This window comes from Chloroflexota bacterium, assembly GCA_026713825.1.
Lineage (GTDB): Bacteria > Chloroflexota > Dehalococcoidia > Lucifugimonadales > UBA1127 > UBA1127.
On sequence record JAPONS010000112.1, the window covers coordinates 1 to 21,262 of the forward strand.

Genomic DNA, 21,262 nt, shown 5'->3' on the forward strand with positions numbered 1-21,262 from the left:
AAGGGCTACAAGCAGGTGGTCTTCACGGAGATCCCGTGCAACTGGTTCCAGTGCCAGGAGAACAGCATCGACCCCGTACACGTCGAGTGGCTGCACGGCCGCTGGTCTAGAGTGCTGGGCGTCGGGCGCGGGCCGGAGCCGCAGGCGCACGCGAAGGTCGGCTTCGACGAGTTCGATCACGGCATCGTTTACCGCCGAGTCTTCGAGGGCGGCACCGAGCAGGACGAGCAGTGGACCGTCGGCCGGGTCTGCCTGTGGCCGAACGCACTGTACGTCGGCCACTTCGAGTGGCGGGTGCCCATCGACGACGAGAACACGCTGAGCGTGGCGTGGTTCAACGTCCCTGTTCCCGGCGAGGCCCCCTTCGAGCAGGAGCGCATCCACTACTGGAACTCCCCGCTGACGGACGAGAACACGGGCCGCTGGATAGACACGCACGTCATGAACCAGGACTTCATCGCGTGGGTGGGCCAGGGCGCGCTGGCCGACCGAACGCAGGAGCACCTGGGCGGCAGCGACCAGGGCATCATCCTGATGCGCCGCCGCATGCTGGAGGAGGCCCGCGTGGTCGCCGACGGCGGTGAGCCCAAGTGCGTGTACCGCGACCCGGAGGCCAACCAGATGCTGTACCTGCCTCGACAGGGCCGGGCACGCGAGGACCAGGGCTTGCCGCCGCAGTTCCGCAACCCGGACCCCACCAAGGCGCCTCGCAATGTCCACCTCGCGAAGCAGCCGCAGTGGATCCTGGACGAGATGGACAGCATCTGGCAGGAGCGCCTTGCTGAGGTGGAGAACTACACCCCCGTCGAGGCGGAAGTAGAGTAGCAAAGGCCGGGGCCGTCAGGTGACGCCCCGATGACGGGTAATCGATAGCACGGCCGGGAGCGTCCTTGTTGGTAGGGCGCTCCTAGCTGTGCTATACTGGCGGGTGCAAATTCAAAAGTCCGCCCATACGCCGTTGGGCGGCGGGATAGTGGATTGGCGAACCCGAGAGCATATGAGCTAGTTGTGGTCTTGAGCCCGGCCCTGGACCAGGAGGAGGTGGATGGGACCATGGAGCGCATCCATGGAATCATCACGGGAGCGGGTGGAGAGCTGACCAACCAGGAGAGCTGGGGCATGCGTCGCCTGGCCTATCCAATCCAGGACTACACGGAGGGGAACTACTTCCTCACCCAGTTCACCACGGACCCGGACCAGACACGGCCGCTGGAGAACGCCCTTGGGCTGTCCGAGGACATTCTGCGGCACTTGCTGATTCGCATAGACAACTAGCGCGTCCAGATTCTCCAGGACGGCAAGGGGGCAACCATGGTCAGCATGAACAAAATTACCATCATCGGCCACTTGGGCCGTGACCCGGAGATGCGTTACACGCCACAGGGCACGGCAGTGACGGACTTTTCCGTTGCCACCTCACGCGCCTACACGGACGGCATGGGGGAACGGCGCGAGGAGACAGACTGGTTTCGCGTCAGCGCGTGGCGACAGCTGGCGGAACTCTGCAACCAATACCTGCAGAAGGGCAGCCTGGTGTACGTCGAGGGCCGCCTGCATGTCCGCACCTACGAGGCGAACGATGGAAGCACGCGCTTTTCCAGTGACGTAACAGCCAATGAAGTCCGGTTTCTAAATCGCCCTGACCGGGACAGCCAGGGCGCTGCCGGCAGCGGGTTCGGCAGCGGGCCGACGGAGCCCGACGACCTGCCCTTCTAGCATGAGAGACACATTGAGCATGGTGGAGGACCGTTAACGTTATGACAACGACTGGAGAGCAATCCAGACCGCCGACGGGAGCGCCGGGCGGCGGGCCATCCGGGCCGCGCCCGAGCGGAGGTCCTTCAGGGCCGCGCCCGGGCGGGGGTCCGCGGGGCCGCGCCGGCGGCGGGCGAGGACGCCGCTTCTATCCGCCGCGTCGGCGCGTATGCGCCTTTTGCGTGGAGAAGAAGATCGTCATCGACTACAAGAACGTCGGGATGCTGCGCCGCTACATCACGGAGCGGGCGCGCATCAGCCCGCGGCGCCGCACCGGCACCTGCGCCCGGCACCAGCGCATCCTCGCGGAAGCCATCAAGCGGGCGCGGCAGATCGCGATGCTGCCCTTCACCCCGGACCACATCCGGGTCACGGGCTGGCACGGCTAGGCTTCGGCCGCAGACGCCTCCAACGCGTACATTCTGTTGGGAATCCGCGTTGCGGGTGCAACCTGCAGGGCCAATTGAGCGTTTATAGTTCATATGACCCCTAACCCCGCCGTATTGCTGCGGCGGGTGTTACACAGACACACACATCAGCAGGAAACAGGACGCGGTGGAAAGACAGCGAATTTTGGCAGCCAACCTCGGCAGGCGCAACCGAGGGTCCAACCTGCAGCGCGAAAAGGGCCGGCAGCGCGTCGCCATCGGCATCGCGGTGGTCGTCGTCCTGCTGGTCATCGCCATCCCCATCTACGGCTGGGTGACCACCTTCGTGCTGCCCCCGCGCGAGGTCATCGTCCGCGTCAACGACGTTGAGTACGACATGGGCTACCTGGTGAAGCTGATGCGCATGGTGCAGCGGCAAACCGAGGCCGGCGGGCAGACCGTGAACCTCGGCACCGTGCCGTTCCAACTGGTGCAGGACCTGGCGACCAACGAGCTCATCGTCCAAGGCGCGCAGGCGCGGGGGATTCAGGTAACCGACGAGGAGCTGGACGCGGAACTGCGGCTGCGCGTCCTCGGCCCGGTCGACCCGGAGTCCACGTCGACGCCTGCCGAGATCGAGACGGAGTTTCAGGAGACCTACCGCCAGTTTCTGAACCAGGTCCAGGTCACGGATGACGAATACCGGGATATCGTCGCGCGAGACATGTACCGGATCAGGCTCGAGGAGGTCCTGGGCGAAACCGTCCCGAAGGAGCAGGAGCACGTTCACCTGTACGCGCTGGCCGTGCAGACCCAAGAGGACGTGGAGGAGATCCGCACCAAGTTTGCGCGCGGCTCGACCTTCACGGAGCTCGTGGAGGAGTACGCCCAGGACCCCGAGACGCTCCGCCGCGAGGGCGAGGTAGACTGGGTGCCGCGCGGCGTTCTGGAGGAGGGCGTCGGGGGCTACATCTTCGACGAGCTCCAGGTGGGCGAACTCTCTGAGGGCATTCCCGACTTCGACCCCAATACCGGCCAGGACTACTTCATCATCTACTACGTGCCGGAGCGGGAGGCGTCCCGCACAGTCTCGGAGCAGAACCTGGAGAGCCTGCAGTCAAAGGTCGTGTCCGACTGGGTCATCGAGGAGCGGAACCGGCAGGACGTGGTGACGGACTTCGACTCCACCCAGTACGCGTGGCTCGCCAAGAAACTCCGCCTGACCACGATCATCCCCACACCCGCGGCTCGGTAGCGGGAGCCGTGCGCATGGCGGAAAAGAGCGCCCTGGGCGTAGGCCTGCTTGGCTTGGGCGTCATTGGCAGCCACGTAGCCTCCCGCCTGCTCGACCCCGGGACCGCCGCCGCCTTCGGACGCCCCGTCGAGCTGCGCAGGGCGCTGGTGCGGCGGCTGGACCTCCCCCGAAGCGTCGCGCTGCCTGACGGCGTGCTCACGGACGACTTCGCCGACGTGCTCGAGGACGACGGCATCGACGTCGTCGTGGAGGCCATGGGCGGGGAGCACCCCGCACTCAACCACCTCACGCAGCTCCTTTCGCAAGGCGTCAGCGTCGTCACCGCCAACAAAGAGGTAGTGGCCAAGCACGGCCCCGCGCTCATGGCGGCGGCGCGCTCGTCCGGCGCACACCTGCGCTACGAGGCCAGCGTCGGCGGAGGCATCCCCATCATCGGCCCGCTGCAGGACGACCTGCTGGCCAACGACATCAGCTCCGTGCGCGCTATCATCAACGGCACCACCAACTACATCCTGACCAAGATGTCGCAGGAGGGGCTGGCCTTTGGCGACGCGCTCGCGCAGGCGCAGGCACTGGGCTACGCGGAGCCCGACCCGGCCAACGACATAGAGGGGCGGGACGCGGTCTACAAGCTGGCCATCCTGGCCTCTCTGGCCTTCCACACCACCGTCACGCCGGACCAGGTGCACTGCGAGGGCATCACGGCGCTGGAGGCCGACGACTTCCAGTACGCCCACGAGCTTGGGTACGAGATCAAGCTGCTGGCCATCGCGCAGCGCATCGACGGGGCCGTGCAGGCTCGCGTCCACCCGGCGCTGCTGCACCGCGAGACGATGCTGGCGAAAGTGGAGGGCCCCTTCAACGCCGTCGAGGTCGAGGGCGACCTTGTGGGGCCCGTGGTGTTCCACGGACGCGGCGCGGGCCCTGCGCCAACTGCCAGCGCCATCATCGGCGACCTGCTGGCCTGCACGCGGGGCGAGGCGTCGGATCCCGGCGGGTCGAGCCCGCAGTGGACGCCGCTGCCGGTGCGGCCGATGCGTGACCTTGAGACGCAGTACTACCTGCGCATAAGCGCGTCAGACCAGCCGGGCGTGCTGGCGCAGATCGCCCGGGCCTTTAGCGACCACACCATCAGCCTCGCGTCCGTGATCCAGAAGGACGCCGACAACCAGGCGGGGACGGCGGACCTGGTCATCACGACACACCCCGCCCGCGAGGCGGCCATGCAGTCCGCGCTGGAGGACCTGAAGCGGCTCTCCGTGCTGACGGCGGTGCACAACCTGCTGCGCGTGGAAGCGGCGTGACCCCTACCAAGTTCCCCGCCCAACAGTTATCCTGTCACTAGCGCAATGCGGAGTATTCAATGAACCAGGGCGTCCTCCAGACGTACCACGAGTTCCTCCCGATAACCACCTCCACGCCAATGATCTCGTTGGGAGAGGGCAGCACCCCATTGGTGCGCTCTCACCGGATGGCGGCGGAGTTGGGGTTGGAGAACCTCTACTTCAAGCTGGAGGGCTGCAACCCCACCGGCTCATTCAAAGATCGCGGCATGGTGATGGCCGTGGCCAACGCCCTTGAGAACCAGAGCCGGACGATCATCTGCGCCTCCACCGGCAACACCAGCGCTTCCGCGGCGGCCTACGGCGCCCACTGCAACCTCTCGACGGTGGTGCTGGTGCCGAAGGGAAACGTGGCACGGGGCAAGATCGCCCAGGCCATTGCGTACGGGGCGCACATCCTGCTCATCAACGGCAGCTTCGACCGCGCGCTGGCCATCGTGCGGGAGCTGTCGGAGCGGCACCCCATCGCGCTGGTCAACTCCGTGAACCCCTACCGCATCGAGGGGCAGAAGACTGCGGCCTTCGAGATCTCGGACGCGCTTGGGGACGCGCCGGACTTCCTGTGCATCCCCGTGGGCAACGCCGGGAACATCTCCGCCTACTGGAAGGGCTTCAAGGAGTACCACCAGCTGGAATGCACGACGCACACGCCGCAGATGTTCGGCTTTCAGGCCGAAGGCTCGGCGCCCATCGTGCGCGGGGCGATCGTCGAAGACCCCGAGACGATCGCCACGGCCATCCGCATCGGCAACCCAGCGAGCTGGCAGACGGCAGTGGAGGCGCGGGACGAGTCCGGCGGGCTCATCGACGCGGTGACAGACGAGGAGATCCTGGCGGCCTACAAGCTGCTGGCGCGGCTGGAAGGCATCTTCTGCGAGCCGGCCTCGGCGGCGTCAGTGGCCGGGCTCATCAAGAGCGTCGGCAGCGGCCTCATCCCCAAGGACAAGACGGTCGTCTGCATCCTGACCGGCACGGGGTTGAAGGACCCGGACCTGGCCAACCAGATTGCGGACATCCCGCTCCGGGAGCTCTCCGCGGAGTCCGACGAGGTGGAGCGGATTATTCTTTCCCTGTAGAGTCCGGCAACCCTTCCCCAGCAGCCTCAGTCACACTCTCCCGTCCTCAATGCCAGTTGCGCACCCCGGGAACGCTCACCCCGCACGCCTGTACATCAGGCTGTTGCCGTCCTTGGCGCAGATATCGGCGACGCCGGCTTCGCGGAAACAGTAGGCGGCCTGCTGGGCGACGCTTCGAGTCGATTTCATGGCCGCCGCGAGGTCATTCGTCGTGAACTGCTCCGGCAGTTTGGCGTCGACCATCGTGAAAAGGTCGGCCATCGACGTGATGGCGTGCGTCTCGACCACGTCCACCAGCCGCCGATCGACGCGCGTGTAGCCCGGCCGACGCCAGCGCGCGCGGACCCTCGGCACGCGGACTTCTTCCTCGATGGTCATGACGACCTCCAGGGTCAGGTTGGGGTGCGCGAGCAGCGATGGGATGCTGACCAGCGCCTGGAAGACGTCGAAGACGGAGCCGTGCCGGGGCGACTTGCGCCGCATGGGCGGCGCGTCCGGGTCATCCGCCGCCCTGACGATATACCGGTCGCGGGCGATGGGGTGAACGAGGGTGACCGGATACGATTCCAGCAGCCGGGACAGCTTGCCCTTGAGCGGCCCGAAGCCGCCAGTTTGAATCTCAAAAATGCGACCGGCGGTAACCACGTCCGCCACGAAGCCGTCGATGGCCTGCTCGGTGACGCTTTCGGCGACGGAGTAGCGCTCCTTCAGCGTCCGGTGCAGCGACTGCTCGTTGAGCTCCCCAATGGTCGTCATCGCGCGCTCAGCGTAGGGGATGGGAACGCAAAGGTGCAACGGGGGCGTGTCAGGGGAGTGGAGACAACCATTCGACAGGCTCCGGGAAACGGGGGACGGGCGATTCGCGAATCGCCCCTAGGCTGACCACCCCGCATCCCTGGATACCGGCATTCACCGGTATGGGATGCGCAGGGTTAGCGGCGGAAGGTGACGCGGCGGAAGATCTCCGCGTACTCCACACCGACGAGCTCGCCGTTCTGCTTGACGCGGGCGCGGGAGAAGTCGCCGGGGTTGCGACCGCCAAACTGGCTGGCGTGCTTGGCCAGCGCCTCGATCTTCTTGTCCACAGTCTCGGTGACATCGCAGAAGACGTCGGGGTCCTCGGAGCCCCAGAACAGGATTGCGCCCACCTTGTGGGGTTCCAGGCCGGCGGCGCGGTGCTCCGGGAAGTGGTGGATGTCGCGGGCGTAGGGGAAGCATGCGTCCTGCGCCACGACACCGATGGTACGGTGGTCGCGGTGGCCGTGATTCAGCCGGTGGTACGGCTCCGTGGTCAGCACGACGTCCGGCTTGAAGCGGCGGATAGCCTCCACCAGCTGACCTCTGAACTCGCGGGAATCCTCCAACCCGCCGTCCGGGTTGCGCAGGTTGACGACCTCCTTGATGCCCATGACCCTGGCGGCCTCCGCCTGCTCCTGCTCGCGCGTCTCGATGAGGTCCTCAGGGGAGACGTTCGGGTCGCTGGTGCCGGCGCGTCCGTCCGTCGCGAGGACGAGGAACACCTCGGCGCCCTCGTTGACCCATTTGACCACCGTTCCGCCGCAGCCGCCCTCGGCGTCGTCGGGATGGGGGGTGAAGACCAGGGCGCGTTCCGGCGTTTCCAACGGCTCCATTGACATGTCCTCCTTGATTGCCTGGGCGTAGGTAGCCCAAAGTGGTTTCGCGGCGCCGCGCATGCGGCTCTGTGAATGGGAAGCGGCTGCGCCCGGTGGCCTCTCCGAGACAAGGGCGGCTTGGCAGTCACTCTGCTACAATGAGCTATCCTTGTCAAGGTACGCCGCACCTTATGACGAGTCCACAACCACGCCTTTACGCCTTCTCCTGGGACCGCCTGGACGACTTCGCGGCCCTGGTCAACGCGGTACAGGGCCTCAAGGGCACACCCGCCGCCGCCGACCCCGCATTCATGGCAGAGCGGCTCCGCGTCCCCGGTATGGACGCCGAGTCCGACTGTCTCCTCGCCTCGCTGGACGGGGCGCTCATCGGCTACACCTTGCTGAACTGGGAGCTGCCCATCGGCAGCGTCGTGCTGGAGGGCGGCGTCCTGCCGGAGCGGCGCCGTAAGGGCGTCGGCAGCGAGTTATTCGCGTGGGCGAAGGAGAACGGCCGCAGCCGTGGGGCCGGGGTGGCACGGGCGCCGTCGCCGGAGACGGACGCCGAACTGGCGGGTTTTCTTCAAGGGCAGGGATTCAGCGAGGTCCGTCTGCACGACATCATGCGGTGGGCGACCGGACTGCTGCCCGAGCCGGATCTGCCGCCGGGCATCGTCTCGCGCCTCTTCCGCGCCGGCGACGAAGCCCAACTTGCCGAGGCGCAGAACGCGGCCTTCAAAGAGCAGTGGGGGTTCTCGCCCAACACCGTCGAGCAGATCGCCTACGCCGTGGGCATGAGCCGCACCACCCCTGAGGGCGTGGCGCTGCTGCTGGACGGCGGCGACGTGGCAGCCTACTGCCTGACGCAGACCGTTGGGCAGGCGCCGGAGCTGGCGGGGAGCGTCTTCATGCTGGGGGCGCACCCGCGCTACCAGGGTTTGGGGCTGGGCAGGGCCGCGCTGCTGGCCGGCATGCGGCTGCTGCTGGACCGAGGCGTCAAGACGATAGAGCTCACGGTGGACGCGGAGAATGACGCGGCCAAGCAGCTCTACGACTCCGTCGGGTACCAGCGGGTGAACGGGCGCCGGTGGTTTGAGGCGAACCTCACAGAGGGCTAGTCCATCATCGCCCTGTCGGGCTCATAGGCCAGTTCGCCCGCCCCATTCTCCCCGTTCTCAAGGCGTTGCCTGCGCTCGTAGTGTTCACGGGTGATCTCCTGTGACAGCACGCCGCCGGAGAAGATGATGCGCATCGCCTCGTCGAAGGTGATGTCCGTCGGGGTGACCTCATCTTCCTTCACGAAGGTCATGTAGCCGGATGAGGGGATGGGAATGGTGGGGATGTACACCGTCAAGTACTCCTCACCGTCCGGCATGACAAAGCGGCTGGTGACCATGCCCAAAGCCAGGGCGCCGATGCGAGGGTACTCGAGCACGACGACGGGCTGGTTGGACAGGGGGTTGTCCGAGGCGAACATATCCACCACCTGCCGGACCACGCGGTAGAAGCTCCGAACCACGGGAATGCTCTCGATGGTGCCGTGCCAAATCCGCACCACCTGGGTGCCGACCACGGACCGCGCCGCCGAGCCGAGGAAGTACAGGAAACCGAGAATGATGACCACGATGGTGAACTGCAGCCATGCACCAGAAATGAACGGTATGTGTCCCTCAAGAACGTCAAAGAGCGGCAGGAGGAAGTTGTAGAGGAACTCCCAAAGGAAGCGGATGATGAAGATGGTTACGGCCAGAGGGATAATCAAGACAAGGCCGGTGACGAGGCGGTTCCGAAACTGTCCAGCCAACACGCCTGTGCGGACACGGGCCCGGGCCAGCCTTGCCAGCATCTCGTCCTTGGTCATCGCACAGCCTCCGCGGCGAGCAGGCCGCCGTAGAATTCAGCGAACCGCCAGCCGATGGCGTCCCACCCCATCCCCTCCGCACGGCTTCGGCCGGCGCGGCCCATGGCCCCGCGCAGCGCGTCGTTGGTGAGGAGAACCTCGACGCGGTCCGCGTAGCACTCCGGCGTGTGCAGCGGGACGAGGTAGCCTGTCTCGCCGTCGCGCACCAGGGATGCAAGGCCGCCCGTCCGAGCGGCGACGACGGGCGTGCCGCACGCCATGGCCTCCAGGGCCACAAGGCCAAAGCTCTCATACCAGGAGGGCGCCAGCAGCACATCAGCGGCGCTGTAGTACGACGGCAGGGCATCATGCGGGACCGTGCCGGCAAACCGGACGCTGCCGTCCATCCCGAGGGTCTTCGCCAGCGCGCTCAAGCGCTCTGCCTCCGGGTCATTGTCCAGGTCGCCGCCCACCAGCACCACCTCCACGTCATGCCGCTCCCGGAGCAGCGCGGCGGCGGACACCGCCAGATCATACCGCTTCAGCGGGTCGAACCGCCCCACGCACAGCAGCACGCGCTTGCCTTTCAGTCCCAGTCGCCGCTTCGCCTCCACCCTGTCAATCGGATGGAAGGTCTCCACATCGACGCCGCCGGGCAGCACGGTGACCCTGGCGCGAGGCGCGCCGTAGTGCCGGGCAAGCAGGTCGCGCTCGTGGCGGTCCGAGACGACGATGGCGTCGGCTCCCGCCACGATGCGGCGCTCGGCGGGGCTGCGCTCGGGCAGCTCATCGGCGGACGGGTCGGCCAGCAGCTTGACCTCCGCGAGGGTGTGGAACGTGGCGGCGAGCCGTGCGCCCCATGCCGGGGCAAGCTCCAGCCCGGCGAGGCCGGACAGCCAGTAGTGGCTGTGCACCACGTCGTAGCTCGCGCCCTCGGCCATCGCGAAGGACTTGGCCCCGCTGACGAAGTCCGGAAGGTACGGCAGAAGCGGGCCGGCGACAGAGTCCTGCGGACCGGCCTCGATATGCACAAGGCGGACACCCTCGCCCATGGGCGTGACCGGGAGGTCGCCGGAGTTGTGGCGGCGGGGGAAGATATCGACCACGGCGCCCTGCCGGCCGAGGGCCTGCGCCAGGTTGCGGACGTAGACGCTCATGCCGCCGGCTTCGCGCTCGCCAAGGCGTGCCAGGGGGCACGAGTGGTAGCAAAGCATGGCGATGCGCATGGGCGTCCCGCTCCTAGCCGGCCCCCGATGGCCCGCCGTCCCTGACGACGGTCATGCGGTACACCGCCTGGTCTACGCCGCCCAGGTGGTACTTGTAGTGTTCGTCCCCGCGGAGGAACTCGAAGGAATCGAGGCCGCGCTCGATGGCGTCGCGGATGGCGGTGGCCTTGAGCAGCAGGCCGACGCTCAGGTCAGCGAAAGCCGGGTCAAAGCCGCTGTTGTAGAGGAGTCGGCGGCCGCAGTAGTCGAAGCAGAGGCAGGACGACACCGGGACGCCGTCCTTCTCCATGAACCAGAGCCGCGCGACATTCACGCCGGCGAGGGCGACGGCCATCTCTCGGAAGAAGGTCTCACGCTCCGGCGTCAGGAAGCGGTACTTCTCCTCACGGCCCATGCGCATGAGCTCGAAGAAGGCGTCGAGACGCTCCTCGATCTCGCCGGCGGCGGAGTAGCAGTGGATGTCGATGCCGCCCGCGTTTTCCAGGCGGCGGAACTTGCGGCGGAGCTCGTGGCGGTCCTTCTTGCGCAGCCCGGCGAGGTAGGCGTCCCAGTCGGCGGGAAGCTCCAGCGTCGGCGAGACGTCCTCCTGCTCGACGGTACACGACCAGCCCTCCTGCTCCGCGAATCGGGGCAGGTGCCGCAGCGTGGGCGACGATTGGGACAGGCTGGGAAAGTAGAGACGCCGCCAGTCCTGGGAGAGGAGGTAGTCTCGGAGGTGGCGGTAGAAGTCCGGCTCGTAGCCCTGGGGGATGATGAAGTCGTGGAAGTCGAAGAGGTCCGTGTCGCCGAGGAAGGAGATGGTGTCGTCCTGGCGCTGGAGAGGCGCGATGCCGACGGTTTCGCCGTCGTGCTGGAAGGCGAGGAGCAGGAGCTCGCGGCCCTGGCCGAAGCTCTCCCACCAGAGCCGCTGCCAACGATGGGAAAGAAAGAAGGCCTTGACGTCGCAATCGGGCACCATGGGGTCCCAGGACTGCTCCAGTGAGGAGAAGGTGTGGATGGTGGTCTGTGCGGGCATCTGACCCCCTGGATTAAGGCTCATGCTTCTGGGTGACAGGCAGGGAGGGCGCGGTGCGCACCCTCCCCCGGGTTGTGCGCTAGGACGCGGGCGCGGGCGCCGTGTTGGGACCGGAGGAGCGGCCCTTTGGGGTGCGCTGCCGGGTCTTGGCCGGCTTCTCCTCGACTGATTCCGGCTCGGCGACGGCCGTTGCGGCGGCGGGCGACGCCCGCTCCGGCTTGGGCGCCAGCGAGTCAAAGAGCTCTCCCAACTCCGGGCCCTCGACGGTCTCGTGCTCGATGAGGTACTGGGCAACCTGGTGGAGCTTGTCATTGTTGGCGAGCAGGGTGGTGCGGGCCAGCGAGTAGGCCTCGTCGACGAGCTGGTGGACCTCGGTGTCGATGTCCTCGGCGATGCGGTCGCTATAGTCGCGCTGCTCAGAGATCTCACGGCCGAGGAAGACGAGCTCCTCGCGCTTGCCGAAGGTGCGCGGGCCGAGCTTCTCGCTCATGCCGTAGCGGGTGACCATCTGCCGGGCGATGTTGGTGGCGGTGGCAAGGTCGTTGCTGGCGCCGGTGGTGACGTCGACGAAGATGATCTCCTCGGCGACGCGGCCGCCCATGGAGACGGCGAGCATGTCCTTGAACTGCTGCTTGCTCCAGAGGTGGCGATCCTCGTCGGGCAAGAGGCGGGTGTAGCCGCCCATGCCGCCGCGGGCGACGATGGATATCTTGTGCACCGGGTCCGCGTGCTCCAGCATCCGTGCGACCAGGGCGTGGCCGGCCTCGTGGTAGGCCGTGACCTCCTTCTCGTGGTCGGAGAAGACGCGGCTCTTGCGCTCGGGACCGGCGACGAGGCGGTCGATGGACTCGGCGAATTCCGCCGTGCCGATGGACTTCTTGCCGTTGCGGGCGGCCAGGATAGCGGCCTCGTTGACCAGGTTGGCGAGGTCGGCGCCGCTGAAGCCGGGGGTCTGCCGGGCGATGACCTCCAGATTGGCGTCGGGCTCCAGGGGCTTGCCCTTGGAGTGCACGTTCAGGATGGCCTGGCGGCCGACGACGTCGGGCAGGTCGAGCACGACGCGGCGGTCGAAGCGGCCGGGGCGCATCAGCGCCGGGTCCAGGATGTCCGGGCGGTTGGTGGCGGCGACGACGATGACATTCGTTCCCGTATCGAACCCGTCCATCTCCACGAGGATCTGGTTCAGCGTCTGCTCGCGCTCGTCGTGGCCGCCGCCAAGGCCGGCGCCGCGGTGGCGGCCGACGGCGTCGATCTCGTCGACGAAGATGATGCAGGGGGCGTTGCGCTTGGCCTGATCGAAGAGGTCACGGACGCGGGACGCACCCACGCCGACGAACATCTCGACGAACTCGGATCCGCTGATGGAGAAGAAGGGCACCTCGGCTTCACCGGCCACGGCCCTCGCGAGGAGGGTCTTGCCGGTGCCAGGCGGGCCCGCCAGCAGCACGCCGCGGGGCACGTGAGCACCCAGAGAGGTGAACCGCTCCGGGAACTTGAGGAACTGCACGACCTCCGCCAGCTCCTCCTTGGCCTCCTCCTCGCCGGCGACGTCGGAGAAGGACACGGTCGGGCGGTTGGCCATGACCACGCGGGCGCGGCTGCGGCCGAAGTTCATCGTTTGCGAGCCGGAGCCCTGGGCCTGTCGCATCATGAACAGAAGCAGTCCGCCGAAGAAGATGAGCGGCAGGAAGTTGATCAGCAGGCCGAAGAAGCTGCCGAGCCCGCTGCTGCCCTTGACGATGATCTCGGGTCCGGTGGTGGCTTCCGGGTCCAGGCCGGCATTCTCAAGCGTCTCAACAAGGCTGGAGTCCGCCTCCTTGCGGGAGGTGTAGGTGCGCCCGGCGATGTCGGTGATGAACAGGTTGTCGCCGTTGATCTCGATCCTGGTGAGGTCGCCTTCCTTGGCCTTCTGCACAACCTGGCTGATGGCCAGCTCTTCAGAGCCCCCACTGGGCTGAAACACCGCGAAGAACATCGCGATGACGGCGATTGTGATGATGACGTAGATGATGCTATTGCGGAGCATTCTCGGGCTCATTGGTCCTCCAAGGGGGCGGCGAAGGGGCACCCAAGCTCATCATACCGCAGGGGGGAGAGAAACGCAAAAGCGAAATAGCTTTGGAGAGGTCTCAAAAGGGCGCCGGTTGGAGGGGTCTGTGGAGGGGGGCGGCTAGACCTGCTGGGGCGTTGTGTCGTAGGTGCAGAGGGGGTCGCCGAGGTTGATGCGGGCGGTGCTGCTCACCGGGGCCTCGAGGACCTCCGCGATGAGCTCCCGGTCCAGGGTGCAGATGACGCCGCTCTGGGTGGCGACGCCTCGATACGGGCAGTTGTGCAACGTGACCTGCACGCCCTCCGGCGTCACCTCGACGGAGGGGGAGAACTGCTCGTCCTCCAAGATGCGCCGAAGCAGTGTGATGCGGTCGATCTCCTCGTCGTCCGGGAGGCGGGCACGGTGCTCCTCGACCATGGTGCGGGCCACGAGGGTGAGGAGCTGCTTTGCCGGGGCGTCGCCGCTTCCGTTGGCGGAGATGGTGAGGGTGTGCAGGAGGCGCTGGAGGAGGAGGTTATAGCGCTTGGGCATGATCTCCTGGCCCTCCTCCGTCAGGGCGAAGAGGTGTTCAGGGCGGCCGGGCTTGCGGCGGACGGGCTCGAAGGTAACAAGGCGGTCACGCTGGAGGATTTCGAGGTGACGGCGAACCGCCGCCGCCGCCATTCCCAGTTCCGTGCTCAACTGGTCAACGGTGGCGCCGTGGCGCTGCAAACTGTTGAGAATGCTCAGTCGTGTGCCGTCCATAGCCTGCCAAAGGGGGAGCGTTGTGTGCGCGCCCCCATTGTAGCCCGGCCGATTTTAGGGTGTCAAAGGGTTTATGAGGATTTCGTCTTAAAATTTGTTTTTTCAAGAAAATGCTTGACAAAGACGAAATCGTGTGTTACCTTCTGAACATAGGTTACCAGAACTGCACGGGAGTAGATGCCATGAACCTGGAGAAGGAAGCCCTGCTGGAGACAAATGCCCAAGCCCTGCCTGTGTCGCTCTGCGCCCACCACTGGGTCATCGAGACGCCGGCAGGACCCGTCAGCCGCGGTCAGTGCAAGCGCTGTGGTGAGGAGCGAGAGTTCCTGAACTCCCCCGACAGTTCCTTCTACTGGGAGGACGACGCCTCCCGAAAGACGGTTGGCGACGCGACATTCCCGGTCCCGACCGTTGCGGCCACCCCCGGTCTGGACGAGTAGTCCAACCGCAATTCCTCGATTGAGAGGAAGGAGCGCCCATATGGGCGCTCCTTCTTTTTGTCTTCTCCTCCGGTCAGGGTCAGCCTACGCACCCGCAGGCGCCTCTTCCTCGGACGCCTCGGCTGCATGGGCTTCTACGGGACGCTCCCGGTAGTAGACGCCCCAACGCTGCATCAGCTCCTCGACCTGCGGAGACTCAAGCTTGACCAGCTCCCGCAGGAAGCCGGCCAGCGCGTGGGCGTGCAGCATGTCCGGGGTGCACACCCATGACATCTCTCCGGGGACGGTGTAGAGCACGCCGCTCTGGTGCTCGCACTCGAGCTCGATGCGGGTGCCGCCGGACCCCAGGCTTACCTTGACGCCGGACTCTGCCATCGCCGCCTCCGTTGTCGTTAGGGGACCAGCGCGTCCCGGCCGTGCACGTACTGCTGCAGGCTCTGCGAGGCGTTCCGGTTCACGAGCGACCGCTGGAACATGGGGTGGGTGGCGCTGCGGACCTCGTGCTCGATCTTGAAGAGCGCCTCGCCGGTGTCCAGGTCTACGATGTCCTCGAAACGGTACTGGAAGTCGTTGCTCTCCTCCGTGATGAGGCCGCGCTCCTTCAGGAAGGAGTGGGGGCCGGAGAAGTTGGAGATGTAGACGGCGATGTGGTGGCCATCGTAGGGCGGGAGAGCGCCCTCTGTCTCGCGGAAGCGGAGCTCCTGCTTCAGGCCCATGCGCACGTGGGCGGTGTTGTCCTCGACGTAGGCGGGGGCGTCGATGATCTCGCGGTAGAAGCGGGCGATGCCCTCGGCCGCGCCGGCGGGGACGTGGAACTCGACGTAGGGTATGCCGACGGGCCACTCGTTGGCGTAGGCCTCGCCCTGGGTGCAGCGGAACTTGTTGCCCCACGGACAGGTGGCTATGACGGCGTCGCCCTCGACGGAGCAGTCGAACTTGGTGCCCTCGAGGAGAGGCTTGACGGCCTCCAGGCGCGCCTTGAGGGCCTCGATATCGGGGACCTCAAGGCCGATGACGCCGCGGAGGACCTGCATGCCGCGGGTGGGCAGGTGGAACTGCTGTTTGCCGGCGTTGGCCCACATGTTGTCCTGGCCCACCATCATGTAGGGGTCGCGGGTGAGGCCGAGGCCGGAGATGTAGAAGATCTGGGCCAACCGCTGGTCCGGGACGAGCACGTTGACGTGCTCCATCATCAGGATGTTGCCGACGTCCTGCACCGATCGGTCAAAGGTTGCTTCCACCACCATGGCCTCCTCCTTCGCCTGCCGGCTCGCGCTCCAAGGGGATGCGGCACGGCTGCCCTGCGGTTGGTTGCGCCTATTATGCCAAACCGAGCGGCGGTCGGCTAGCACCGGATGGCAGGGACTGCGGTCGGGCGGTTGGCGGACGGGAAAGCGAGCAGCCCCCGGCGTTCTGCCGGAGGCTGCTGCGTTGCTCCGTTGGATTGAAGGCTTCGGCTAGACGGCCGCGGCCTTGACGTAGTCTGAGATGGCGCTCTTGATGCCCCTCATCCGGGTGAACTCCGGGTACTTGCCGTCCTCACTGTGCCGGTCGAAGACGACCTCGTCGTCACAGGTGACCTTGAGGATGCCGGCGTCGCCGGGGGTGATGGTGAGCGCAACCTTGTTGCCCAGTTCCGCGAAAATCTCGGTGGCTATCCAAGCCGCCTGCGGCAGGTAGCCTCAAGGCACGCAGTAGGTGATCTCCACAATCGGTTTGCCTTCCATGACGCAACTCCTTGGTAAGGTTGAGGACAGGGTAATTTGGGAGGGGGAGGCTGTCAACCGGCGGGGGGGTAGCCAGAGAATTTAAGTGACTGTGCGCTCACCACGTCCGTGCCACTGGCAGTACGCTCCTATCGTGGCCGGTGCTGTACACCTGCTTCCCCCATCACCGCCTACAGTGTCTATGCACAGCGCAATTACCCTCTCACGGTTAGTCTCTGCTTGCCCGCGGCGTAGGCGCTTAACGCAATTCCAACAGGTTACCTCGGCCCTGTTGGTGGTCAGATTGTCGTCCCCCTGCATAGGCGGGCCCTTAATTGGCATGGACGTTAGGCGGCGGCACAACCGCACCGAAATGCCTTGATACAAACTCTGCATATGAACCTTCGCTGGTAATCGGTCTTTGGCTTGAATGTTGTGATCCACGGGTCCCAACTCCCTGAGTCAAGACAACTCTACCTATTGGTCTCGCAAAGAATCGAACGGGGGCTGGCGACGTCGCCGCAACGCGCCAGCCCCCGCATCTGCGCGAGGCCGGTTGTGAGACCGACCCCGTGTTCGACAGTGTCAGGTGTGCGCTACCCGCACTTGTTGTAGCCGCACTCGTAGCACTTGGCGCAGCCCTCCTCGTAGATGAGCTGGCCCGAGCACTCCGGGCAGCGTCCCCAGTGGCTGATGACGGGCCTCGCCTCCGGGGCCGCGGGCGCCAAGGGCAGGGCGATGCCGCCGGACGCCGACTCCTTTGCGAAGAGGGCGTACTGCTCGCCGTAGGGGCTGCCGGGCTCCATGCCGCACACGCGGGCCAGCGCCAACGCCAGCGCGTCCGGGGCGGAGCGGACGAGGGTGCCCTCGCTCCAGACGGGCTCGTCGGTGATTCCGCGAAGCTGCGCGACGATGGCGTCCGGGTCGACGCCGGAGCGCAGGGCCATGGACACCAGCCGGGAGATGCCCTCCAGCTGCGCCTGATCTGAGCTGCCTGCCTTGCCGAGGGCGGTGAAGACCTCAAAGGGCTTGCCGTCTTCATCAAAGTTAATGGTTATGTACATGTTGCCGTGGCTGGTGCGGACGCGCTCCGTGACGCCGCGGACCTGCGGGGGCCTGCGCCGCATCGTCCGATGCTGCTCGGCCTCCACTTCCTGCACCGGCTGGAGGGCGGAGGTCTCGGCGGTGCCGGCGGTCAGGACTTCCTTCTCGCGGCTGCCGGCGCGGTAGACGGTGATGCCCTTGCAGCCGGTCTCCCACGCCTGCATGTAGGTGTTCTCGACGTCATCCACGGTGGCGCTGTTGGGGAAGTTGATGGTCTTGGAGATGGCAGCGTCCGTGGACTCCTGAAAGGCGGCCTGCATGCGGACGTGCCACTCGGGGGCGATGTCGGGCGCGGTGGCGAAGACCTCACGCACCCAATCGGGGGCCTCATCGCTGTCCTGCAGGGAGTTGCCGGTGGAGAGCCACTCGGCGATCTCGTCGCTGTAGAAGCCCTCGTGCCTGGCGACGGCCTCGAAGGCGCTGTCGACGTAGAAGAGGGTCTGGCCCTCAAGGATGTTGTGCTTGCGGAAGGCGAGGGCGAATATCGGCTCGATGCCGCTGGAGCAGCCGGCGATCATGGAGATGGTGCCGGTGGGCGCGACGGTGAGCTGGCAGGCGTTGCGCTGGGGCGTCATGCCGGCGAGCTGCTGGCGGCTGCCCTCCCAGGCGAGGAAGGGGCCGCGCTCGCCGGCGAGGCGCTCGGACTCGGCGCGGGCCTCGCCGGCGATGAACTGCATGACGGCGCGGCCGATCTCGACGCCCTCCTCGGAGTCGTAGGGCACGCCCAGGCGCACGAGCATGTCGGCGAAGCCCATCACGCCCAGCCCGGTCTTGCGGGTGAGCAGGTTCATCTTCTCGATCTCGGGGACCGAGTAGTTGTTGGCGTCTATGGTGTTGTCGAGGAAGTGGGCGGCCAGCCGGACGGTGGAGCGCAGCAGGTCCCAGTCGATCTCCGCGCCGTCGGGGCCGAAGGAGAGCATCCTGGTCAGGTTGATGGAACCGAGGTTGCAGGACTCGTACGGGAGCAGGGGCTGCTCGCCGCAGGGGTTGGTGGCCTCCATGGAGCCGAGGTGGGGCGTTGGCTGGCGGCGGTTGACCTCGTCCAGGAAGATCATGCCGGGCTCGCCGTTGCGCCACGCGCCCTGGACGATCTTGGTGAAGAGCGCGCGGGCGTCACGCTCGACGCCGGTGGGCTCCTGGGTGACGGGGTCGATCTCGGCGATCGTGCCGCCGTTGACGACGGCCTGCATGAACTCGTCCGTCGCGCCGACGGAGATGTTGAAGTTGTGGATCTCGCCCTCCCGGCGCTTGCAGTCGATGAACTCCTCGATGTCGGGGTGGTGGACGCTCATGACGGCCATGTTGGCGCCGTCGCGCTTGCCGCCCTGGGTGATCATCGTCGAGACGCTGGAGAGGTGGCGGAGGACGGCGATGGGGCCGCAGGCCTTGCCGTGGGTGCTGGAGATGTGAGCGCCCTTCTGGCGCAGGTTGGAGAGGGGCACGCCGGTGCCGCCGCCGAACTTCTGGACCATGGCGATGTCCGAGGCGGTCTTCATGATGGCCGACATGCTGTCCTCAAGCGGGAGGACGAAGCAGGCGGAGAGGGTGCCGGCGTCCGTGCCCGCGTTCATCATGGTGGGCGAGTTGGGCAGGAACTCGAGCCGGGTCATCATGCCGTAGAAGGCGTCCTCGGTCTCGGCCACCTCCAGGTCGGTCGCGCCGTAAGCGCGGTCGGCCTGGGCGATGGCACGGGCGACGCGGCGGAACATGCCGCGGGCGTCCTCGACGGGCTCGAACTTGTCGTTCTTCATGAAGTAGCGGTGGGTCAGGACGCGGAGGGCGTTTTCCGTGAGGTGGGGGCCCTCGCCGTCCTCGGGCCGGGTCAGGCCCTGGACCTCCAAGGCGCGCGTGATGCGGGTCCGGCCGGGGCCGGACTGGGGAATGGCGGGGGCAGCGCCCTCCAGCCGGTCGATGGCGGTCTGCAGCGCGGCGCGGACGGCGGGCTCGGTCGTCGCGGCGAGCTTGCCGCGGATGTCGGCCAGGGCCTCCTCTCGCTCAACGTCCTTGCGGGAACGGATGTCAACCACGGTTATGCTCCTTCATTGGTGTATCTACATGAGATCGACGTGGGCCCGTTCAGGCCCCAATGGCTCGCCGGGGGAGTGGGAAGTGTACTATCCCCCAGCGGCCGGTTTCTTGGGTCGTCTAACCGTCTTTTCGGGAGTTTCGCCGCCGGGCATGGGGAGGGAAAGCTGCGCCTCCAGCGCGGCCGCGGTGTTGGGGTCCGGGTCCCGCTGCAGCGCCTCCACTTCCTGCGCGAAGCTCTCCAAATCCGTGAAGTTGCGGTACACGCTGGCGAACCGCACGTACGCGACGTGGTCAAGGGCCTTGAGCCCCTCCATGACCAGCCGGCCGATCAACGTGCCGGGGACCTCCGCCTTGCCCAAGGTGACAATCTGCCGCTCGACGTCGTCCACGAGCCGGTCGATGGCCTGGGACGAGACGGGCAACTTGGCGCAGGAGATGAGGATGCCGCTACGGACCTTCTCGCGGTCGAACTCCTCCCGGCGGCCGTCGCGCTTGACGACGAGCTGGGCGGCCGTGAAGGGGCGCTCGACGGTGGTGAAGCGGAGGCCGCACCGGGCGCACTCGCGGCGGCGCTTGATGCCGTCGCTGGCGTCCCGGGAGTCGGTGACGCGGGAGTCGTCGTGGTCGCAGTAGGGGCAGCGCATCCTGTGCTCAGTCTCCTTCTTCCGCTACCGCTTATGGTAGGGAGTGGCAACTATGCCACAAGATGTTGTGGTTGTCAACGCTGATTTTCTTCGATTTGTTTTGTCCCTGCGATGCGAATGGGATGGCGTTACAATTGAGGCAGAAGTGAAATTCTCGAGAACCCCGTTCGCAAGCACAATCGCTGTAGAAGGAGCGCACATGGGCCGTCGGACAACGCTGAGGCGTTCACTGGTCGCTGTGATCATGGTGGGGGCGCTGGCGCTCTTGGTGCAAGCAGCCTGTGACAGGGAGCCGGCGTCGACGGGGGCGGTGGGGCCGACGCCGCGGGCGGCGACCACTGCGGCCGCGTCGCCGACGCCGGCGCACCCGGGGCAGGCGAACTACGTGACGCACTGCGCGGCGTGCCACGGGGTGAGCGGCGAGGGGCAGCCGAACTGGTTCGCGCGGGGGCCGGACGGGCTGCTGCCCGCGCCGCCGCACGACAACTCGGGCCACACGTGGCACCACGGCGATGGGTACCTGTTCCAGGTGACGAAGCGCGGCGGGCTGACCTTCGCGATGCCGGGGCAGCCGAGCGGGATGCCGGGCTTCGACCTGGAGATGACGGACGCTGAGATCATCGAGGTGCTGGAGTACATCAAGAGGTTCTGGGGGGCGGACGAGCGGGAGTTTCAGCGGTCTGCGAGTGTCGGGGACCCGTACCCTTAGGGGGTGCGCCGCTCCTCGCGGGGCCGCCACTCGGGGTCTGCGGGGCCCCGTTCACGCTTCGAGAGCGTCAGGGGGGACGGCCTCCCCGCTGCGCCCCGCCACCCCCCGCGCCTCCCCTGGATACCGGCTTTCGCCGGTATGGAGGGTTGGGGTCATCTTGGCGGGGTCAGGGCGGGCGGCCCCTCTGCCCCTCCCCTCTGGATTCCTGCCCCCGTATCGGGGTACGGGGCATGCTTCGCAGGAATGACGGGGTGGGGGGTATGAATGACGCGTTGGGGGCGGGGCGTCTTCGCGACGCGTGCTCTGCATTTGCCGAGGGTGGCTGCCCTTGGGAGCAGCGGGCGGTTCG

At 66.7% G+C, this 21,262-nt stretch carries 21 protein-coding genes; 10 read left to right on the forward strand and 11 right to left on the reverse strand.

Features of this window, described 5'->3' with window-relative positions; translation table 11 throughout:
- The 7 genes from OXC99_12825 to thrC all read left to right on the forward strand — a co-directional run.
- Positions 1 to 825: RHO alpha subunit C-terminal catalytic domain-containing protein (locus OXC99_12825; protein ID MCY4625865.1), on the forward strand; the 825-nt coding region annotated here is incomplete at its 5' end.
- Between the two features lie 153 nt (positions 826 to 978).
- Positions 979 to 1,275 carry a 30S ribosomal protein S6 gene (gene rpsF, locus OXC99_12830; protein ID MCY4625866.1) on the forward strand — a complete coding sequence of 99 codons (297 nt, stop codon included), beginning with the start codon at positions 979 to 981 and terminating at the stop codon, positions 1,273 to 1,275.
- A 36-nt stretch (positions 1,276 to 1,311) separates the two neighbouring features.
- Positions 1,312 to 1,716 carry a single-stranded DNA-binding protein gene (gene ssb / locus OXC99_12835; protein ID MCY4625867.1) on the forward strand — a complete coding sequence of 135 codons (405 nt, stop codon included), beginning with the start codon at positions 1,312 to 1,314 and terminating at the stop codon, positions 1,714 to 1,716.
- Positions 1,717 to 1,757: 41 nt separating this feature from the next.
- Positions 1,758 to 2,144 carry a 30S ribosomal protein S18 gene (rpsR, locus tag OXC99_12840; GenBank protein ID MCY4625868.1) on the forward strand — a complete coding sequence of 129 codons (387 nt, stop codon included), beginning with the start codon at positions 1,758 to 1,760 and terminating at the stop codon, positions 2,142 to 2,144.
- A gap of 166 nt (positions 2,145 to 2,310) precedes the next feature.
- Positions 2,311 to 3,378: a SurA N-terminal domain-containing protein gene (locus OXC99_12845; protein ID MCY4625869.1), complete on the forward strand. Its 1,068-nt coding sequence runs from the start codon at positions 2,311 to 2,313 to the stop codon at positions 3,376 to 3,378.
- Between the two features lie 14 nt (positions 3,379 to 3,392).
- The gene (locus OXC99_12850) at positions 3,393 to 4,682 is read left to right on the forward strand and encodes a homoserine dehydrogenase (protein ID MCY4625870.1); all 1,290 of its coding nucleotides are present in this window, start codon (positions 3,393 to 3,395) and stop codon (positions 4,680 to 4,682) included.
- 59 nt (positions 4,683 to 4,741) lie between these two features.
- Positions 4,742 to 5,797 (forward strand): threonine synthase, encoded by a 1,056-nt coding sequence (thrC, locus tag OXC99_12855; GenBank protein ID MCY4625871.1) that lies wholly within the window; start codon positions 4,742 to 4,744, stop codon positions 5,795 to 5,797.
- A gap of 75 nt (positions 5,798 to 5,872) precedes the next feature.
- Here the strand turns inward: thrC and OXC99_12860 are convergent, their stop codons facing one another.
- Both OXC99_12860 and OXC99_12865 read right to left on the reverse strand, forming a co-directional pair.
- Positions 5,873 to 6,553, reverse strand: a complete 681-nt coding sequence (locus tag OXC99_12860) for a hypothetical protein (protein ID MCY4625872.1) — start codon at positions 6,551 to 6,553, stop codon at positions 5,873 to 5,875.
- 176 nt (positions 6,554 to 6,729) lie between these two features.
- Positions 6,730 to 7,428: a PIG-L family deacetylase gene (locus tag OXC99_12865; protein MCY4625873.1), complete on the reverse strand. Its 699-nt coding sequence runs from the start codon at positions 7,426 to 7,428 to the stop codon at positions 6,730 to 6,732.
- A 173-nt stretch (positions 7,429 to 7,601) separates the two neighbouring features.
- Between OXC99_12865 and OXC99_12870 the strand changes: the two genes are divergently transcribed.
- Positions 7,602 to 8,525: a GNAT family N-acetyltransferase gene (locus OXC99_12870; protein ID MCY4625874.1), complete on the forward strand. Its 924-nt coding sequence runs from the start codon at positions 7,602 to 7,604 to the stop codon at positions 8,523 to 8,525.
- Here the strand turns inward: OXC99_12870 and OXC99_12875 are convergent.
- The 5 genes from OXC99_12875 to OXC99_12895 all read right to left on the reverse strand — a co-directional run bounded on the left by OXC99_12875 (position 8,522) and on the right by OXC99_12895 (position 14,282).
- The gene (locus OXC99_12875; GenBank protein MCY4625875.1) at positions 8,522 to 9,268 is read right to left on the reverse strand and encodes a DUF502 domain-containing protein; all 747 of its coding nucleotides are present in this window, start codon (positions 9,266 to 9,268) and stop codon (positions 8,522 to 8,524) included. The genes OXC99_12870 and OXC99_12875 overlap by 4 nt on opposite strands.
- Entirely contained in the window at positions 9,265 to 10,473 is a 1,209-nt protein-coding gene (locus OXC99_12880) for a glycosyltransferase (GenBank protein ID MCY4625876.1), read from the reverse strand. Before OXC99_12880 ends, OXC99_12875 begins: the two co-directional genes overlap by 4 nt.
- A gap of 13 nt (positions 10,474 to 10,486) precedes the next feature.
- Positions 10,487 to 11,488, reverse strand: a complete 1,002-nt coding sequence (locus tag OXC99_12885) for a GNAT family N-acetyltransferase (GenBank protein MCY4625877.1) — start codon at positions 11,486 to 11,488, stop codon at positions 10,487 to 10,489.
- Positions 11,489 to 11,567: 79 nt separating this feature from the next.
- Entirely contained in the window at positions 11,568 to 13,526 is a 1,959-nt protein-coding gene (gene ftsH, locus OXC99_12890) for an ATP-dependent zinc metalloprotease FtsH (protein ID MCY4625878.1), read from the reverse strand.
- Positions 13,527 to 13,658: 132 nt separating this feature from the next.
- On the reverse strand, positions 13,659 to 14,282 hold the full coding sequence (locus OXC99_12895; protein MCY4625879.1) for an ArsR family transcriptional regulator: 624 nt from the start codon (positions 14,280 to 14,282) through the stop codon (positions 13,659 to 13,661).
- 182 nt (positions 14,283 to 14,464) lie between these two features.
- Here OXC99_12895 and OXC99_12900 point away from each other — a divergent pair, with 182 nt between their 5' ends.
- Entirely contained in the window at positions 14,465 to 14,722 is a 258-nt protein-coding gene (locus tag OXC99_12900; protein ID MCY4625880.1) for a hypothetical protein, read from the forward strand.
- Positions 14,723 to 14,806: 84 nt separating this feature from the next.
- On the opposite strand, the gene OXC99_12905 is transcribed toward OXC99_12900, so the two are convergent.
- The 4 genes from OXC99_12905 to nrdR form a co-directional block, all read right to left on the reverse strand.
- Positions 14,807 to 15,097: a hypothetical protein gene (locus OXC99_12905; GenBank protein MCY4625881.1), complete on the reverse strand. Its 291-nt coding sequence runs from the start codon at positions 15,095 to 15,097 to the stop codon at positions 14,807 to 14,809.
- Between the two features lie 17 nt (positions 15,098 to 15,114).
- Positions 15,115 to 15,969 carry a hypothetical protein gene (locus OXC99_12910; GenBank protein MCY4625882.1) on the reverse strand — a complete coding sequence of 285 codons (855 nt, stop codon included), beginning with the start codon at positions 15,967 to 15,969 and terminating at the stop codon, positions 15,115 to 15,117.
- Between the two features lie 1,055 nt (positions 15,970 to 17,024).
- On the reverse strand, positions 17,025 to 19,559 hold the full coding sequence (locus OXC99_12915) for a vitamin B12-dependent ribonucleotide reductase (protein ID MCY4625883.1): 2,535 nt from the start codon (positions 19,557 to 19,559) through the stop codon (positions 17,025 to 17,027).
- Positions 19,560 to 19,646: 87 nt separating this feature from the next.
- Positions 19,647 to 20,204: a transcriptional regulator NrdR gene (gene nrdR, locus OXC99_12920; GenBank protein ID MCY4625884.1), complete on the reverse strand. Its 558-nt coding sequence runs from the start codon at positions 20,202 to 20,204 to the stop codon at positions 19,647 to 19,649.
- Positions 20,205 to 20,403: 199 nt separating this feature from the next.
- Here nrdR and OXC99_12925 point away from each other — a divergent pair, with 199 nt between their 5' ends.
- Positions 20,404 to 20,913 carry a cytochrome c gene (locus tag OXC99_12925; GenBank protein MCY4625885.1) on the forward strand — a complete coding sequence of 170 codons (510 nt, stop codon included), beginning with the start codon at positions 20,404 to 20,406 and terminating at the stop codon, positions 20,911 to 20,913.
- Positions 20,914 to 21,262 lie beyond the last annotated feature (349 nt).

What these genes read in the sequence shown, in the direction of transcription:
- ssb (MCY4625867.1), top strand. Translation starts at nt 1,312, where the DNA reads ATGGTCAGCATGAACAAAATTACCATCATCGGCCACTTGGGCCGTGAC.
- rpsR (MCY4625868.1), top strand. Translation starts at nt 1,758, where the DNA reads ATGACAACGACTGGAGAGCAATCCAGACCGCCGACGGGAGCGCCGGGC.
- OXC99_12850 (MCY4625870.1), top strand. Translation starts at nt 3,393, where the DNA reads ATGGCGGAAAAGAGCGCCCTGGGCGTAGGCCTGCTTGGCTTGGGCGTC.
- thrC (MCY4625871.1), top strand. Translation starts at nt 4,742, where the DNA reads ATGAACCAGGGCGTCCTCCAGACGTACCACGAGTTCCTCCCGATAACC.
- OXC99_12860 (MCY4625872.1), bottom strand. Translation starts at nt 6,553, where the DNA reads ATGACGACCATTGGGGAGCTCAACGAGCAGTCGCTGCACCGGACGCTG.
- OXC99_12865 (MCY4625873.1), bottom strand. Translation starts at nt 7,428, where the DNA reads ATGGAGCCGTTGGAAACGCCGGAACGCGCCCTGGTCTTCACCCCCCAT.
- OXC99_12870 (MCY4625874.1), top strand. Translation starts at nt 7,602, where the DNA reads ATGACGAGTCCACAACCACGCCTTTACGCCTTCTCCTGGGACCGCCTG.
- OXC99_12875 (MCY4625875.1), bottom strand. Translation starts at nt 9,268, where the DNA reads ATGACCAAGGACGAGATGCTGGCAAGGCTGGCCCGGGCCCGTGTCCGC.
- OXC99_12880 (MCY4625876.1), bottom strand. Translation starts at nt 10,473, where the DNA reads ATGCGCATCGCCATGCTTTGCTACCACTCGTGCCCCCTGGCACGCCTT.
- OXC99_12885 (MCY4625877.1), bottom strand. Translation starts at nt 11,488, where the DNA reads ATGCCCGCACAGACCACCATCCACACCTTCTCCTCACTGGAGCAGTCC.
- ftsH (MCY4625878.1), bottom strand. Translation starts at nt 13,526, where the DNA reads ATGAGCCCGAGAATGCTCCGCAATAGCATCATCTACGTCATCATCACA.
- OXC99_12895 (MCY4625879.1), bottom strand. Translation starts at nt 14,282, where the DNA reads ATGGACGGCACACGACTGAGCATTCTCAACAGTTTGCAGCGCCACGGC.
- OXC99_12900 (MCY4625880.1), top strand. Translation starts at nt 14,465, where the DNA reads ATGAACCTGGAGAAGGAAGCCCTGCTGGAGACAAATGCCCAAGCCCTG.
- OXC99_12905 (MCY4625881.1), bottom strand. Translation starts at nt 15,097, where the DNA reads ATGGCAGAGTCCGGCGTCAAGGTAAGCCTGGGGTCCGGCGGCACCCGC.
- OXC99_12910 (MCY4625882.1), bottom strand. Translation starts at nt 15,969, where the DNA reads ATGGTGGTGGAAGCAACCTTTGACCGATCGGTGCAGGACGTCGGCAAC.
- nrdR (MCY4625884.1), bottom strand. Translation starts at nt 20,204, where the DNA reads ATGCGCTGCCCCTACTGCGACCACGACGACTCCCGCGTCACCGACTCC.
- OXC99_12925 (MCY4625885.1), top strand. Translation starts at nt 20,404, where the DNA reads ATGGGCCGTCGGACAACGCTGAGGCGTTCACTGGTCGCTGTGATCATG.